Source organism: Azospirillum sp. B510 (assembly GCF_000010725.1).
GTDB classification, from domain to species: domain Bacteria; phylum Pseudomonadota; class Alphaproteobacteria; order Azospirillales; family Azospirillaceae; genus Azospirillum; species Azospirillum lipoferum_B.
In genome coordinates, this window is the sequence record NC_013854.1 from 1102874 (window position 1) to 1116049 (window position 13176).

The 13176-nt window shown below is 68.0% G+C and carries 14 protein-coding genes, 1 other RNA gene and 1 pseudogene; 14 read left to right on the forward strand and 2 right to left on the reverse strand.

What is annotated here, in order from left to right; genetic code table 11:
• Positions 1-177: 177 nt before the first annotated feature.
• Positions 178-1518: an IS1380-like element ISAzs3 family transposase gene (locus AZL_RS05135; protein WP_012973594.1), complete on the forward strand. Its 1341-nt coding sequence runs from the start codon at positions 178-180 to the stop codon at positions 1516-1518.
• Between the two features lie 464 nt (positions 1519-1982).
• Here the strand turns inward: AZL_RS05135 and gap are convergent, their stop codons facing one another.
• Positions 1983-2990: a type I glyceraldehyde-3-phosphate dehydrogenase gene (gene gap / locus AZL_RS05140; RefSeq protein WP_012973595.1), complete on the reverse strand. Its 1008-nt coding sequence runs from the start codon at positions 2988-2990 to the stop codon at positions 1983-1985.
• Between the two features lie 74 nt (positions 2991-3064).
• Positions 3065-5059, reverse strand: a complete 1995-nt coding sequence (tkt, locus tag AZL_RS05145) for a transketolase (protein ID WP_012973596.1) — start codon at positions 5057-5059, stop codon at positions 3065-3067.
• A 393-nt stretch (positions 5060-5452) separates the two neighbouring features.
• Between tkt and AZL_RS05150 the strand changes: the two genes are divergently transcribed.
• The 13 genes and pseudogenes from AZL_RS05150 (at position 5453) to AZL_RS05200 (ending at position 13176) form a co-directional block, all read left to right on the forward strand.
• Positions 5453-5677 carry a hypothetical protein gene (locus AZL_RS05150; RefSeq protein ID WP_042442582.1) on the forward strand — a complete coding sequence of 75 codons (225 nt, stop codon included), beginning with the start codon at positions 5453-5455 and terminating at the stop codon, positions 5675-5677.
• Between the two features lie 4 nt (positions 5678-5681).
• A complete protein-coding gene (locus tag AZL_RS05155) occupies positions 5682-5990 on the forward strand; it encodes a cell division protein ZapA (RefSeq protein WP_012973597.1) in 309 nt (102 codons plus the stop codon).
• Positions 5991-6004: 14 nt separating this feature from the next.
• Positions 6005-6168: non-coding RNA, 6S RNA (gene ssrS / locus AZL_RS33825), on the forward strand.
• A gap of 32 nt (positions 6169-6200) precedes the next feature.
• Positions 6201-6785 carry a 5-formyltetrahydrofolate cyclo-ligase gene (locus tag AZL_RS05160; protein ID WP_042443543.1) on the forward strand — a complete coding sequence of 195 codons (585 nt, stop codon included), beginning with the start codon at positions 6201-6203 and terminating at the stop codon, positions 6783-6785.
• Between the two features lie 22 nt (positions 6786-6807).
• Complete coding sequence (locus AZL_RS05165; RefSeq protein WP_012973599.1) at positions 6808-7632, forward strand: TIGR00282 family metallophosphoesterase; 825 nt, start codon at positions 6808-6810, stop codon at positions 7630-7632.
• Between the two features lie 173 nt (positions 7633-7805).
• Positions 7806-8558, forward strand: a complete 753-nt coding sequence (locus AZL_RS05170; RefSeq protein WP_012973600.1) for a YebC/PmpR family DNA-binding transcriptional regulator — start codon at positions 7806-7808, stop codon at positions 8556-8558.
• An 83-nt stretch (positions 8559-8641) separates the two neighbouring features.
• Positions 8642-9109: pseudogene (gene ruvC / locus AZL_RS36845) on the forward strand (crossover junction endodeoxyribonuclease RuvC); the annotation flags it as partial.
• A gap of 249 nt (positions 9110-9358) precedes the next feature.
• A complete protein-coding gene (locus AZL_RS36850) occupies positions 9359-9700 on the forward strand; it encodes an endonuclease domain-containing protein (protein ID WP_247894323.1) in 342 nt (113 codons plus the stop codon).
• The gene (gene ruvA / locus AZL_RS05180; RefSeq protein ID WP_012973602.1) at positions 9697-10323 is read left to right on the forward strand and encodes a Holliday junction branch migration protein RuvA; all 627 of its coding nucleotides are present in this window, start codon (positions 9697-9699) and stop codon (positions 10321-10323) included. Before AZL_RS36850 ends, ruvA begins: the two co-directional genes overlap by 4 nt.
• A complete protein-coding gene (gene ruvB, locus AZL_RS05185; RefSeq protein ID WP_012973603.1) occupies positions 10320-11408 on the forward strand; it encodes a Holliday junction branch migration DNA helicase RuvB in 1089 nt (362 codons plus the stop codon). The genes ruvA and ruvB overlap by 4 nt, the downstream gene beginning before the upstream one ends.
• Positions 11401-11883: a YbgC/FadM family acyl-CoA thioesterase gene (locus tag AZL_RS05190; protein WP_012973604.1), complete on the forward strand. Its 483-nt coding sequence runs from the start codon at positions 11401-11403 to the stop codon at positions 11881-11883. The genes ruvB and AZL_RS05190 overlap by 8 nt, the downstream gene beginning before the upstream one ends.
• 73 nt (positions 11884-11956) lie before the next feature.
• Positions 11957-12691, forward strand: coding sequence for a protein TolQ (gene tolQ / locus AZL_RS05195; protein WP_012973605.1), 735 nt, complete (start codon positions 11957-11959; stop codon positions 12689-12691).
• 2 nt (positions 12692-12693) lie between these two features.
• Positions 12694-13176 (forward strand): ExbD/TolR family protein, encoded by a 483-nt coding sequence (locus AZL_RS05200; RefSeq protein ID WP_012973606.1) that lies wholly within the window; start codon positions 12694-12696, stop codon positions 13174-13176.

Genomic DNA, 13176 nt, shown 5'->3' on the forward strand with positions numbered 1-13176 from the left:
TATCTGCACCAGTCATGACAAGCTTGGCTTTGGCTGGATGCGGTGAGCGACATTGTCCATTCCTGTCCTTAGCCGGGAAAATTCATGAGGGTTGGCGGGTGTAGCGGCATCCGTTGAGCGGCCGTAGGATTTGGGTGCTGACGCCAACTCCTGCCGTTTCCGGAGCGCCCACCCGCCATGGTTGATCATACCCTGCCGCTGCCCGGCCTGTCACCCGTTGCTGGAAAGCCGGTGATCGGGCGCTTTGATGGCGGCCGCCTGTCCTCCGATGGCGGGCTGCTGGTGCTGCGGGAGGTGGCGAAGCGGCTGCGGATTGCCGATCGGCTGGCCGCCTGTATTGAGGACCCGCGCGATCCAACGCGCACCGTGCATTCGCTGGCCGACATCATCGGCTTTCGCCTGCTGGCCATCGCGGCGGGCTACGAGGACGGCAACGACGCCGGCAGCCTACGCTCCGACCCGCTGTTCAAGATGGCCCTGGAACGCCTGCCGTCCGAGCGTGACCTTTGCTCGCAAGCCACCATCTCGCGCCTGGAGAACCTGCCGGATACCCGCGCACTGCTGCGCATGGGCCGAGCCATGGTCGATCTCTACTGCGCGTCCTTTCGCCAGGTGCCCAAGCGCATCGTGCTGGATGTAGACGACACCTTCGACACGGTGCATGGCGGTCAGCAGTTGCGCCTGTTCAACGCCCATTATGACGAGTACGGCTTCCAGCCCATCGTTGTCTTCGACGGCAACGGCCGCTTTGTCACCGCTGTGCTGCGCCCAGCCAAGCGGCCCAAGGGGACGGAGATCCGGACCTTCCTGCGTCGCCTGCTCCGCGCCATTCGGGCAAACTGGCCCAAGACCGAGATCCTGCTGCGCGCCGACGGCCATTACGCCTGCCCGGAGGTGCTGGACTGGTGCGAGGCGGAGGGGCTCGACTACGTGCTCGGTCTGCCGACCAGCAGCACACTGCGCCGTCACGTCACCACGCTGGAGGCCAGCACCGCGGCGCGCTTCCAGGCCATGCCCGGAGCCGACAAGGTGCGCCGCTTCAAGGAATTCTATGACGGGGCCAGCACCTGGAGCCGGGTCCGCCGCATCGTCGCGCGCGTCGAGGCAGGAGACCAGGGCACCGACAGCCGCTTCATCGTCACCAACCTACGCCACGGCACGGGTCGCTGGCTGTATGCCGGCCTGTATTGCGCGAGGGGACAGGCGGAAAATCATATAAAAGCCTGGAAATCCCACCTTGCCGCAGACCGGACCTCCTGCACCAAGGCGACGGCCAACCAGTTCCGCCTGTTCCTGCACGCCGGGGCGTACTGGCTGCTGTGGAGCCTGCGCTCGCTGATGCCGAAACGCTCCCGCTGGCGCACGGTGCAATTCGACACCTTGCGGCTGCGCTTGGTGAAGATCGCCGCGCGTATCGTGGAGATGAAGACGCAGATCAAGGTGCACCTGCCGACCAGCGCGCCTGATCAGGCGATCATCCACCTCGCCCTCGGCCGCATGCCCCGGCTCATCTGCTGAGCACCGGGGCAGCGTGCCCCAGCCGTCACCCAATCCCCTCCACCACCAACTCCGACACCGTCACGCCGCCGTCAGCGCGGCGGCCGACGACGCGCGCCCATACAGCCCAACGTTGATCATCTCAACGCGGCGACCAGACCGCTCGCCACCCTGGTGAATAAAGGCGGCTAGAAGGCTATCAACCTCAACAAACAAGAGTCAACGATGACATCGACGAAATGGATGGTCAGGTGAATTCAATGCGAAAAAAAAGAGTGCCAGAGTCAATCAATACACGTTGTTAAATTGGCGGCGCTAATTATTTAGAGTCTAACTTATATGGGGGCGTGTTCGTGTGGATCGCACAGCGCAATGTGATGAAGATTGTCCATACAAAAAGGGTGTCCACACGGCGGTGGACACCCTTGCTGTTTCCAATATCGCAGCCGCTTGATGATCAGGCAGCCAGGCAGTCGTAAGAAATCTTACTTGGCGTTCGCCATCGCGACGGCGGTGTCGCTCATGCGGTTGGAGAAGCCCCACTCGTTGTCGTACCAGGTCATGATGCGGACGAAGTTGCCGTCGATGACCTTGGTCTCGTTCAGCGCGAAGATCGAGCTGTGCGGATCATGGTTGAAGTCGGTCGAGACCAGATCCTCGGTGTAGGCGCCCAGCACGCCCTTCAGCGGGCCGTTGGCGGCGTCGGCGATCGCCTTGGTGATCTCCTCGACCGAGGTGGCGCGCTTGGCGGTGAACTTGAAATCGACGACCGACACGTTCGGCGTCGGCACCCGCATGGCGGTGCCGTCCAGCTTGCCCTTCAGCTCCGGCAGAACCTTGCCGACCGCCTTGGCCGCACCGGTCGAGGTCGGGATCATGTTCAGGGCCGCCGCGCGGGCGCGGTGCAGGTCCTTGTGGTTGGTGTCGACGATCCGCTGGTCACCCGTGTAGGAGTGGATCGTGGTCATGAAGCCCTTTTCGATGCCGACCAGATTGTTCAGCACGAAGGCCACCGGGGCCAGGCAATTGGTGGTGCAGGACGCGTTGGAGACGATCTTGTGCTCGGCGGTCAGCTTGTCGTGGTTGACGCCATAGACGACCGTGATGTCCTCGTCGGTGGCCGGGGCCGAGATCAGCACCTTCTGCGCGCCGGCTTCCAGATGCTTGGCGGCGTCGGCCCGCTTGGTGAAGATGCCCGAGCATTCCATGGCGATCTCGACGCCGAGTTCCTTCCACGGCAGCTTGGCCGGGTCACGCTCCTGGACGACCTTGATCGCATGGCCGTTGACGATCAGGACGCCGTCTCCGGTCTCGATGGTGCCGGGGAAGCGGCCATGGACGCTGTCGTACTTCAGCAGGTGCGCGTTCGCCTTCAGATCGGCCAGGTCGTTGATCGCCACGACCTCCACGTCCTTGCGGCCGCTCTCGTAGATGGCGCGCAGAACCAGACGGCCGATGCGGCCAAAACCGTTGATCGCTACCCGTACAGCCATGACTTCCTCCAGTTGGATATGGGGGCGCCCACATTCGGCCGGGCGCCCCGTCGGCTTCTCTCAGACAGACGTCGTTACAGACGCGCCTTGACGGCGTCGACCACCGCTTCGGCGGTGATGCCGAAGTGCTTGTAGAGTTCCTGGTAGGGCGCCGATTCGCCGAAGCCGGCCATGCCGACGAAGGCACCCTTGTCGCCCAGCCAGCGGTCCCAGCCGAGACGGATCGCCGCCTCGACGCCGACGCGCACGCCGGTGCCGAGCACCGACGCCCTGTAGGCGTCGTCCTGGCGCTCGAACAGCTCCCAGCTCGGCATGGACACCACGGCGGTGCCGATGCCCTGGGCCTGCAAGGCCTTGCGGGCCTCCACCGCCAGCGACACTTCCGAGCCGGTGGCGAGGATGGTGGCCTTGCGTTCGCCCTCGGCCTCGACGATCACGTAGGCGCCGCGGGCGCTGCGGTTCTCGGCCGTATGCTCGGTGCGCAGGGTGGGGACGTTCTGGCGGGTCAGCGCCAGCACCGACGGGCTGCCGGTGGCTTCCAGCGCGATCTGCCAGCATTCGGCGGTCTCGACCGCGTCGGCCGGGCGCAGCACCAGCAGGTTGGGGATGGCGCGCAGCGCCGCCAGATGCTCGACCGGCTGGTGGGTCGGGCCGTCCTCGCCCAGACCGATCGAGTCGTGGGTCATGACGAAGATGGTGCGCTGCTTCATCAGCGCGGCCAGACGGATCGCCGGGCGGCAATAGTCGGCGAACTGCATGAAGGTGCCGCCATAGGGGATGACGCCGCCATGCAGCGTCATGCCGTTCATCAGCGTCGCCATGCCATGCTCGCGCACGCCGTAGCGGACGTAGCGGCCGGCGAACTCGCCCTTGCCCTTCACGTCGGCGGTGTTCTTGACCTTGGTGTTGTTCGACGGGGTCAGGTCGGCGGAGCCGCCGATCATCTCCGGAATCGCCGGGACCAGCACCTCCAGCGTGTTGCCGGAGGCGACGCGGGTCGCCCAGCTCGGCTTCTCGGCGCTGACCTTCCGCTTGAAGGCGACGATGGTGTCGGCGAGCGCGGAGGGCACGCCATGGCCGAACGCCTCGTCGAAGGCCTTGCCGGCCTCGGCGGTCAGGGCGGCGCGGCGATCGGCCCAGCCGGCATGGGCGCCGGCGCTGCGGGTCCCGGCGGCGCGCCAGGCCGACAGCACGTCGGCGGGAACGACGAAGGGCTCATGGCTCCAGCCGATGGCGGCGCGGGTCGCGGCGATCTCGTCGGCGCCCAGCGGCGAGCCGTGGCAGGCGTGGCTGTTGGCCTTGTTCGGCGCACCCTTGCCGATGATGGTGCGGCAGGCGATCAGCGTCGGCTTGTCGGTGGAGGTCCGCGCCTGGGCGATGGCCTTCGACACCGCGTCGGTGTCGTGGCCGTCGACGGCGATGGTGTTCCAGCCATAGGAGCGGAAACGCGCCTGGGTGTCGTCGGTGAAGCTGAGGTCGGTCGTGCCGTCGATGGAGATGTGGTTGTCGTCCCACAGCACGATCAGGCGGTTCAGCCCGAGATGGCCGGCCAGCGAGCAGGCCTCGTGGCTGACGCCCTCCATCAGGTCGCCGTCCGACGCGATGACGTAGGTGTAATGGTCGATCAGCGCATCGCCGAAGCGGGCGTTGGTGATCCGCTCCGCCAGCGCCATGCCGACGGCGGTGGAGACGCCCTGGCCGAGCGGCCCGGTGGTCATCTCGATGCCGAGGCTGGGGTCCACCTCCGGATGGCCGGGGGTCAGGCTGTGCAGCTGGCGGAAGCGCTTGATCTCGTCGATCGTCATCCGCTCGTAGCCGGTCAGATAGGCCAGCGAATACAGCAGCATCGAGCCGTGGCCGGCCGACAGGACGAAGCGGTCGCGGTCGGGCCAGGTCGGGTTCTTCGGATCGAACTTCAGGAACTGGGTGAAGAGGACCGTGGCGACGTCGGCCATGCCCATCGGCATGCCGGGGTGGCCGGACTTCGCGGCCTCGACCGCGTCCATGGAGAGCGCGCGGATCGCGCTGGCCATCGTGTGGAGGGAGGGCTGGGCGGAATCAGCGGACATCTGGCGTTTCCTGCGGGATCGGGCGCGGTGCGGCGACGGCAACATTGGTTGCGCGGTCGCCTGATCGGGCGCCGCGAAACGGGCGCACCATGCAGAACCGCTGTCCCCAGGTCAACATGGGAATGGGGGTGGAAACGGCATGGCAGAGGACCCCGGTCCGATGGGGGAAGATCCTGTCCGGTCCCGCGGCGGGCCCCGCCGCCGATGCGGCTTTCCGTCACGCCCCGATTTCCCATATGGCTTTCGGATGGGGAGGTGGTCGTCATGGTTGACGCGGTCGGTTCGCCGGCCCAACTCTAAACGCTCCCAACGGCAGCGTTCCGGCTTGGCGGATCGCCGCACCGGCGCCTTTCCCTTCGATCACGACGTGCCCACAGGCCGAGGTTGACGTCCATGGACCCTCTGAAAGCCGCTCTCGACCGTCTCGGCCGTGCCGTGGACCGGCTGGAACATGCCGCGACCGCCCGCGAGGAGCGGGTCGGCCGGCGCGAGCAGGATCTGGCGCAGGCGCTGGAAACCGCGCGGGCCGACCGCGCGACCGCCCAGGCCACCGCGGAGGCGGTATCCGAGCGGCTGGAGGTCGCCATCACCCGGCTGCAACATGTGCTGGAGAGCTGACGCCATGGCCCAGGTCGATATCGAAGTGAACGGCCGCCTCTATCGCATGCTGTGCGAGGATGGGCAGGAGGGGCGGCTGCGCGAGCTGGCGGCCTATGTCGACGACCGGCTGCGCCGGCTGACCGGCGGCGGCCGCAGCGGGTCGGAGGCGCAGATGATGCTGATGACCTGCCTGGTGCTGGCCGACGAGTTGCAGGACGTGATGTCCGGCAAGGGCATCGCCCCGACGGTGGACGAGGCTGCGGTGGCCGGCGAACTCGATCGTGTCACAAAACGCATCGAAGAGGTTGCCGCGCGGCTCGAGCGCGCCTAGATTGGGTTCCGGAAGGTCCGCTGCCTGGTTCGACAGGCCGCATTAATCCCCAGGGCCGATAACCTTGATCTCTAGGGAGCTGTCCCTGTCCGGCCCATCGGGCCGGGTACACGGCGCCCACCTGCTCATGCAGGCCATGGAGGATAGGCACATGGCCACCGGCCGAGGCGGCGCCTTCCACCTTCCTTTTCCCTTGCCGTGCAGTCCGCGATGACCGATCCGGAAGCCAAGGACGCCGCCCGCCGCGAGGCGCGCGCCCGGCGCGACGCCATCGCCGACACAGAGCGTCCCGCCGCCGCCGCCGCCCTGCGTGACCGCATCGCTGGGTTGGCGCGCGACGGCCATCTGCCGCGCGGCGTCGCCGGCGGATATTGGCCGCTCGGCTCCGAACTCGACGCGCGGCCGGCTTTACTCCATCTTAGGCATCTTGGTCAGCCGGTCGGGCTTCCGGTTTCGGGGCCGCGCGGCACCGCGCTGGTATTCCGCGACTGGGATCCGGACGCGCCGATGGCGGTGGGCCGCTACGGCATCCGGGAACCGGCGGAGGGGCGCGCGGTGTTGCGCCCGTCGGTCCTGCTGGTGCCGCTGCTGGCCTTCGACCGGTCCGGCCACCGGCTGGGCTATGGCGCCGGCTATTACGACCGGACGCTGGAGGGCTTGCGGGCGGATGGGGCGGTGGTCGCGGTCGGCGTGGCCTTCGCCGCGCAGGAGATGGCGGCGGTGCCGGTGGACCGCCATGACGAGCGGCTGGATTGGATCGTGACGGAGCGCGAGACGCTCCGTATCGGTGAATGAGTTTTTCGGGAAGGTTGGGGCGATGCGGATTCTGTTCTTCGGCGACGTGGTTGGCCGCGCCGGGCGCGATGCGGTGCTGGCGCACATGCCGATGCTGCGCGAAAAGCTCGACCCCGACCTGACCGTGGTGAATGGCGAGAACGCCGCCGGCGGCTATGGCGTGACCGTCAAGATCGCCGAGGAGTTCTTCGAGGCCGGCATCGACGTGGTGACGCTGGGCAACCACACATGGGACCAGAAGGAGCTGGTCGCCACCATCGAACAGCAGCCGCGCATCGTCCGCCCGGTGAATTACCCGGAGGGCACGCCCGGCCGCGGCTTCGTCCTGTTGCAGGCGCGCGGCGGGCGCAAGGTGCTGGTGGTCAATGTCCTGCTGCGCCTGTTCATGGAGCCGATGGACGATCCCTTCGCCGCGGTGGACCGTGTCTTGAAGGCGCACCGGCTGGGGGCCGGCGGGGTCGACGCCGTGCTGATCGACATGCATGGCGAGGCGACCAGCGAGAAGATGATCATGGGCCACTTCTGCGACGGCCGCGCCTCGCTGGTGGTGGGCACCCACAGCCATGTGCCGACCGCCGACCATATGGTCCTGCCGAAGGGCACCGCCTACCAGTCGGACGCCGGCATGTGCGGCGACTATGACAGCGCCATCGGCATGAAGAAGGAGGTGGCGCTGGCCAAGATGGTGCGCAAGCTGCCGACCGAACGGCTGTCCCCGGCGGAGGGCGAGGGCACCGTCTGCGGCTGCTATGTCGAGACCGACGACCGCACCGGGCTGGCCGTCCGCATCGAACCGTTGCGCATCGGCGGGCGGCTGAGCCAGACTTTGCCGGAACGGATGCAGTAGGGCGTCCACAGTCCGACCCCGGCCGCGCCGCACTCTCGCCATATTGACTTTCTAATCCCATGGGTGTCGTCTCCCGCGCCGAAAAGGTGCGGTGGGGCGCCAGACCTGTTACATGTGTCGTGCGCTTAACCCCGCCCGATTGACCATTTTCCGTTTCGAGGCTCGTTCGACCCATGGCCGGTCATTCCCAGTTCAAGAACATCATGCACCGCAAGGGCGCGCAGGACGCCAAGCGGTCGAAGATCTTCAACAAGCTCGCCCGCGAGATCACCGTGGCCGCCAAGAGCGGCCTGCCGGACCCGGCGGCCAACCCGCGCCTGCGCGCCGCCATCCTGGCCGGACGCGCGCAGAACATGCCGCGCGACCGCATCGACCGCGCCATCAAGCAGGGCACGCCCGGCGGCGGCGACGACGCGAACTACGAGGAGGTGCGGTACGAGGGCTATGGCCCCGGCGGCGTCGCCCTGATCGTCGAGGCGCTGACCGACAACCGCAACCGCACCGCCGCCGAAGTGCGCTCCAGCTTCACCAAATATGGCGGCAGCCTGGGCGAGACCAATTCGGTCAGCTTCATGTTCAACCGCGTCGGCGCCATCTTCTACCCGGCCGCCGCGGCGGATGCCGACGCGATGTTCGAGGTGGCGCTGGAAGCCGGTGCCGACAATGTCGAATCCGACGAGAACGGCCATGAGGTGACGAGCACGGTCGAGAATTTCGGCGCCGTGCGCGACGCGCTGGAGGCCAAGTTCGGCGGTGCCGAGAGCGCGCGGCTGACCTGGCGTCCGCTGAACACCGTCGCCCCCTCCGAGGATGCCGCCGCCAGCCTGCTGAAGCTGTTGGACGTGCTGGAGGACAATGACGACGTCCAGGTGGTCGAGGGCAACTTCGACATCTCCGACGAGCTGATGCAGAAGCTGACCGCGTAACGACGCGCGGGTCTTGCAAGCGGAGAGCGGAAGCCGTGTTTGCGCGGGCAGGACGGACAGGGATGATCGATGCGCCGTCGCCGGTGCGGCTGCTGGGGATCGACCCCGGCCTGCGCCACACCGGCTGGGGCATCATCGACGTGGCGGGCAACCGCCTGAGCCACGTCGCCGACGGCGCCGTGCATTCCGACGACCGCTGCCCGCTGGCCGAGCGGCTGCTCCAGCTCCATGACGCCCTGTCGGCGGTGGTCGAGCGCTACCACCCCGACGAGGCGGCGGTCGAGGAGACCTTCGTCAACAGCAACGCGGTCTCGACGCTGAAGCTGGGCCAGGCCCGCGCCGTGGCGTTGCTGGTGCCGGCCCAGGCCGGACTGGCGGTGGCGGAATACGCCAACAACATGGTGAAGAAGGCGGTTGTCGGGCAGGGTCGCGCCGAGAAGGCGCAGGTCCAGACGATGGTGCGCCTGCTGCTGCCCGGCTGCGGGATCGGCACGCCGGACGCCGCCGACGCGCTCGCCGTGGCGATCTGCCACGCGCATCATCGGGCGAGTTGGACGATGTGGCGGCGGGAGGATGCGCAAAGACAAGTGGAGAATCCCCTCTCCCCCCCGGGGAGAGGGCAGGGTGAGGGGGATGCGCGGCGTTCCTCTCCCAAGACTCCACGCGGGGCTTCCCCCTCACCCCGACCCTCTCCCCAGGGGGGAGAGGGGGACGGTTCCCTGGGGCGAGTGGGGGATTTGGCGCGCGTCGCGAAGGCCAAGCCCACCGAATATGTCACCGGCCGGGCGCGCGATCTGCGGATGGACGCGACGAATGTGGAAAAGATCGTCTGGCAGAAGCTGCGCAATGCCCAGCTCGGCGCGAAATTTCGGCGGCAGGAGCCTATCCTGGGCTTCATCGCCGACTTCGTCGCCCATGATCACCGTCTGGTCATCGAACTGGACGGCGGCCAGCATGCCGAAGAGCGCGCCGTCCATGACGCGCGGCGGACGCGCATGCTGGAGCAGGCCGGCTTCCGCGTCCTGCGCTTCTGGAACACCGACGTGATCGACAATCTGGACGGCGTGCTGGAGACGATCCGCGCGCGTCTCGATGAAACCCCCATTCTTCGCAGCCAGCCCTCGGGCCGGGAGTTCCCATGATCGCCAAGCTGACCGGCATCGTCGATTCCACCGGCACCGACTGGGTCGTGCTCGACGTCAACGGCGTCGGCTATCTGCTGTCCTGCTCCAACCGCACCCTGTCGCGCATGGTGGTGGGGGAGCGGCTGTCGCTGGTGGTCGAGACCTTCATCCGCGAGGAGCGCATCGTCCTGCACGGCTTCGGCGATCAGGCCGAGCGCGACTGGTTCAAGCTGCTGACCACCATCCAGGGCGTCGGCGCCCGGCTGGCGCTGTCGATCCTCGGCGTGCTCGATCCCGACCAGCTGACCCGCGCCATCGCCGCCCAGGACAAGACCGCGCTGGTCCGCGCCGACGGCGTCGGGCCGAAGGTGGCGGCGCGCATCCTCAACGAATTGAAGGACAAGGTCGGCAATCTGGCGCTCGGCCCCGCGGCGGCTGCGGGCGCGCCGGCCGGCAAGGGCGCCCCCGCCGCCGTTCCCGGCGCCAGCCCGGCGCTGGCCGACGCGGTGTCGGCGCTGGTCAATCTCGGCTATGGCCGGTCGGAGGCCTTCGGCGCGGTCGTCGCCGCCGGGCGCGTGCTGGGCGATGACGCCGGCGTGTCCGATCTGATCCGCCAGGGCCTCAAGGAACTGAGCCAATGAGCGATCCCCATTCCAATCGCCAGGGGGACAGGCTGGTCCAGCCGGGCCAGGGCCATGGCGATTCCGCCGAGGCGTCGATCCGCCCGCTGTCGCTCGCCGAGTTCATCGGCCAGCGCCAGGCGCGGGAGAACCTGTCGATCTTCATCCAGGCCGCCCGCTCCCGCAACGAGGCGCTCGACCATGTGCTGCTGTTCGGGCCGCCGGGGCTGGGCAAGACGACGCTGGCGCAGATCGTCGCCCGCGAGCTGGGGGTGGGGTTCCGCGCCACCTCCGGCCCGGTGATCGCGCGGGCCGGCGATCTGGCGGCGCTGCTGACGAATTTGCAGCCGCAAGACGTTCTCTTCATCGACGAGATTCATCGCCTTAATCCCGCCGTGGAAGAGGTGCTTTATCCCGCCATGGAGGATTTCCAGCTCGACCTCATCATCGGCGAAGGCCCGTCGGCGCGGTCCATCCGGATCGACCTGCCGCCCTTCACCCTCGTCGGCGCCACGACGCGCAGCGGCCTGATCACGCGCCCCTTGCGCGAACGCTTCGGCATTCCCGTGCGGCTGCAATTCTACGAGCCGGACGAGCTGGAGCTGATCGTGCGCCGCGCCGCCGGCGTGCTCGGCATGGGCATCACCCCGGAGGGTGCCCGCGAGATCGCCAACCGGGCGCGCGGGACGCCGCGCGTGTCGGGCCGGCTGCTGCGCCGGGTGCGTGATTTCGCCGCGGTCGCCGGGGTGGAGGAGGTCGACAAGCGCGTCGCCGACGCGGCATTGACCCGGCTGGAGGTCGACCGGCTCGGGCTGGACAGCATGGACCGCCGCTATCTCGGGCTGGTCGCCAACAATTATGGCGGCGGGCCGGTCGGGGTGGAGACGCTGGGCGCCGCGTTGGGCGAACAGCGCGACGTGCTGGAGGAGGTGGTGGAGCCCTACCTGATCCAGCAGGGCTTCCTCCAGCGCACGCCGCGCGGGCGCATGCTGACCGATCAGGGCTTCCGCTATCTCGGGCTCAATCCGCCGAACGCACCGCTCCGCCAGCTCGACCTGCTGGACCGGGTTCCGGACGCGGCGGAGGGGGAGGGCGACGATGAGTGACGCCGCACCCTCCCTGTCCGGTTGCTTCGCCGAGGACGGCACGCACCGCTACCGCTTGCGGGTCTATTACGAGGACACCGACGCCGGCGGCATCGTCTATCACGCCAATTACCTGCGATTCGCCGAGCGGGCGCGGACGGAGATGCTGTTCCTGCTGGGCTTCCGCCAGCGGGAGATGGCGCAGGGCTCGGGTGATGTCACGGGTGTGTCATTTGCGGTACGGCGGCTGACCATCGATTTCGACGCCCCTGCCAAGCTGGAGGACACGCTTGAAGTGGAAACCCGAATCGTCGATATCCGCGGAGCCTCCTTCGCAGTCGCACAAGTCATCCGCCGCGACGGCCGCGCGCTGGCGCGGGCCGACCTGCAACTGGTGACGATCAACCGGGCCGGGCGGGCCGTGCGCCTTCCCGAACCGGTGAAAGCGGCGATGGAGACGCTGCATGCGAAGCAAACCGCCGCGAAGCCTTCCTGATCCGCCCGCCTGATCCACCCGACCCTTTCCTTCCACACCCCGTGCCAACAGCGCAAACGCGAGACTGACTGCGATGGACGCCCTGCAAACCGCCCAACTGGCCGGCAACGCCGCCGCCACGACGGCACATGAGATCACGATCCTCGGCCTGTTCTGGCAGGCCGACGCGATCGTCAAGATCGTGATGATGATGCTGGTCATCGCCTCGATCTGGTGCTGGGCGATCATCATCGAGAAGCTGATGCGCCTGCGCCGCCTGAACGCCCAGGCCGACGCCTTCGAGGAGGCCTTCTGGTCCGGCGGCTCGCTCGACGCGCTGTATGACCGCATCGGCCAGTCGCCCAGCGACCCGATGGCCGCGACCTTCGCCGCCGGCATGCGCGAGTGGCGTCACGCCGCCGACCGCGGCATCGGCGGCACGATGAAAAGCTCGCTGCAACAGCGGGTCGAGCGGGTGATGGCGGTGACCATCGGCCGCGAGATGGCGCGGGCCGAACGCTACATGACCTTCCTGGCCTCGGTCGGCTCGACGGCCCCCTTCATCGGCCTGTTCGGCACGGTGTGGGGCATCATGAACTCCTTCACCTCGATCGCCGGCTCGGGCAACACCAGCCTCGCCGTGGTGGCGCCGGGCATCGCCGAGGCGCTGTTCGCCACCGCCATGGGCCTGCTGGCCGCCATCCCGGCGGTGCTGTCCTACAACAAGTTCTCCACCGACCTCGGCCGTTACGCCGACCGGCTGGACACCTTCTCGGGCGAGTTCTCGGCGATCCTGTCGCGCCACCTTGAGGAGCGGGGGGCCGCCTGACCATGGCCGGACAACTCGCAGGCAAGTCCCACGGGCGCGGCAAGCGCCGGGGCTATCGCGCGATGGCCGAGATCAACATGACGCCCTTCATCGACGTCATGCTGGTCCTGCTGATCGTCTTCATGGTTGCCGCCCCGATGCTGACCGTCGGCGTGCCGGTCGACCTGCCCAAGACCAACGCCGCCCCGCTGGAGCAGCAGAAGGACCCGCTGTTCGTCACCGTGCAGACCGACGGCCGCGTCTTCGTCCAGGAGACGCCGGTCGAGCTGGCCAACATGGTGCCGCTGCTGATCGCGGTGACCAACAACAACCCGGAGGCCCGCATCCTGGTCCGCGGCGACGCCAAGATCGCCTATGGCAAGATGCTGGAGGTGATGGGCACCATGAGCGCCGCCGGCTTCAAGAAGGTCGGTCTGGTCGCCGAGATGCCGAACGGTCCGACCGCGTCCGGCGCGCGGGTCGGCGCGCCCAAACCGGCGCGGTGA

Coding starts and splice junctions, on each gene's coding strand:
- AZL_RS05135 (WP_012973594.1), top strand. CDS start 178: ATGGTTGATCATACCCTGCCGCTGCCCGGCCTGTCACCCGTTGCTGGA.
- gap (WP_012973595.1), bottom strand. CDS start 2,990: ATGGCTGTACGGGTAGCGATCAACGGTTTTGGCCGCATCGGCCGTCTG.
- tkt (WP_012973596.1), bottom strand. CDS start 5,059: ATGTCCGCTGATTCCGCCCAGCCCTCCCTCCACACGATGGCCAGCGCG.
- AZL_RS05150 (WP_042442582.1), top strand. CDS start 5,453: ATGGACCCTCTGAAAGCCGCTCTCGACCGTCTCGGCCGTGCCGTGGAC.
- AZL_RS05155 (WP_012973597.1), top strand. CDS start 5,682: ATGGCCCAGGTCGATATCGAAGTGAACGGCCGCCTCTATCGCATGCTG.
- AZL_RS05160 (WP_042443543.1), top strand. CDS start 6,201: ATGACCGATCCGGAAGCCAAGGACGCCGCCCGCCGCGAGGCGCGCGCC.
- AZL_RS05165 (WP_012973599.1), top strand. CDS start 6,808: ATGCGGATTCTGTTCTTCGGCGACGTGGTTGGCCGCGCCGGGCGCGAT.
- AZL_RS05170 (WP_012973600.1), top strand. CDS start 7,806: ATGGCCGGTCATTCCCAGTTCAAGAACATCATGCACCGCAAGGGCGCG.
- AZL_RS36850 (WP_247894323.1), top strand. CDS start 9,359: ATGGACGCGACGAATGTGGAAAAGATCGTCTGGCAGAAGCTGCGCAAT.
- ruvA (WP_012973602.1), top strand. CDS start 9,697: ATGATCGCCAAGCTGACCGGCATCGTCGATTCCACCGGCACCGACTGG.
- ruvB (WP_012973603.1), top strand. CDS start 10,320: ATGAGCGATCCCCATTCCAATCGCCAGGGGGACAGGCTGGTCCAGCCG.
- AZL_RS05190 (WP_012973604.1), top strand. CDS start 11,401: ATGAGTGACGCCGCACCCTCCCTGTCCGGTTGCTTCGCCGAGGACGGC.
- tolQ (WP_012973605.1), top strand. CDS start 11,957: ATGGACGCCCTGCAAACCGCCCAACTGGCCGGCAACGCCGCCGCCACG.
- AZL_RS05200 (WP_012973606.1), top strand. CDS start 12,694: ATGGCCGGACAACTCGCAGGCAAGTCCCACGGGCGCGGCAAGCGCCGG.